At 59.4% G+C, this 1,231-nt stretch carries 1 protein-coding gene; it reads right to left on the minus strand.

Annotated features, from left to right (window positions below; genetic code table 11):
- Positions 1 to 2 precede the first annotated feature (2 nt).
- Positions 3 to 1,231 (minus strand): group II intron reverse transcriptase/maturase (gene ltrA / locus AERO9A_RS22195; RefSeq protein WP_159974127.1); only part of this gene is annotated, 1,229 nt, incomplete at its 5' end.

The following is a 1,231-nucleotide window of genomic DNA, read 5'->3' on the forward strand; positions in this document are numbered from 1 at the left end:
CCTCAGGTTTTGACGCGAAAACGTTCTGCCGGGTAGGGGTGTGCCAACCTGACATAAGGTATGAATGCGTTCACCAGTCGCTTGAAGCGACGCCACGGTAAGCGGTGCTTCTGGCTGCGGCGTAGCAACGACTGCCGCCAAGCACGTGTCAGTTCCAGACGGAAGCCATTCAGTCTCCGCAGGTTTCCTGGCACGGCGTGGTAATTGAAGTATCCCTGCACCACCCTCTGCAACCAGCGGCCAACATCGACCACCGGCTCATGTCGGCGGCGCTTGAGGGTTGCCCGGATTGCCGCAAGGCTTACCCGCATCCGTTTCTTGATCGTAAGGCGCAGGATCGTGAACCACCCCGCCCGCGTTTTACTGCAGCAGTGGGTAAAACCCAGAAAATCGAAGGTCTCCGGCTTGCCCAGCCCACGCCGTCGCCGCTTAATAGCGGCATACCGACCGAACTCGATCAGCCGGGTCTTCTCCGGGTGCAGTTTCAGCCCGAATTGTTCGAGCCGGCTGCGTAGCGCTTCGAGGAACCGCCGCGCTTCGCCTTCGTACTGAAAACCCAACACACTGTCATCCGCGTAGCGGGTCACAATCACGTTCCCGGCGGCTTGATGTCTTCGCCAGTGGTGCGCCCAAAGATCGAACACGTAATGCAGATAGATATTCGCCAGTAGCGGCGAGATCACTGCCCCTTGCGGAGTACCGCATAAGGCTTCAACCCTGCGTCCGTCTTCAATTACGCCCGCCTTGAGCCATTTCTCGATCAGCCGCAGCAGGCGTCTATCGGCAATCCGGTGAGCCAGGAATCGCATCATCCACTCGTGGTCGATGCTGTCGAAGAACGCGCTAATATCCGCGTCCAGTACCCAGCCCACCTTGCGCTTGGTGAGTCCGACGTAGAGAGCATCCAGCGCTTGATGCTGGCTGCGCCCAGGCCGGAATCCATACGAGAATCCGAGAAAATCTGCTTCGTAGATCGTGTTCAGTACGGTGACCACCGCCTGTTGCACGATCTTGTCTTCCAGCGCGGCGATCCCCAGCGGCCTTGGCGTGCCGTCAGCCTTGGGGATGTAGACCCGCCGCGAGGCTTGCGCGCGATAAGCCCCGGTATGTATCTCCCGGTGCAACTCATGCACTCGACCGTGCAGCTTTCCCTCATATTCCCGCCACGTTATGCCGTCCACACCCGCCGCAGCATCCCGCTTGAGTGCATAAAAGCTCTCTACCAGTAGCC

This window comes from Pseudomonas sp. 8Z (assembly GCF_902506535.1).
Taxonomy (GTDB): domain Bacteria; phylum Pseudomonadota; class Gammaproteobacteria; order Pseudomonadales; family Pseudomonadaceae; genus Aquipseudomonas.